Genomic DNA, 216 nt, shown 5'->3' on the forward strand with positions numbered 1-216 from the left:
ACGTGGGGCAGACCGGCGGTACCGATCATCAGCGTCATGGTGAACAGGAACATGTTCAGCGTGGTGTCATGCTGGCCGGTGTAGGACGCGAAGCCCAGAGCCTCGACGGTGTCGTTCAGCGTCGACAGGATCGGCGCGCCGGTGTTGACGTCGTTCGAGAACAGGCCAAGACCCGGGATCGGGTTGCCGGTCAGCTGCAGCGAGATGAAGATCGCC

General features: G+C 63.0%; 1 pseudogene. It reads right to left on the reverse strand.

The window, feature by feature from the left end:
• Positions 1-216, reverse strand: a pseudogene (locus B3D39_RS02000) (cation acetate symporter); the annotation flags it as partial.

Origin of the sequence: Thioclava sp. UBA3469 (assembly GCF_002378135.1) — a bacterium.
Taxonomy (GTDB): domain Bacteria; phylum Pseudomonadota; class Alphaproteobacteria; order Rhodobacterales; family Rhodobacteraceae; genus Thioclava; species Thioclava sediminum.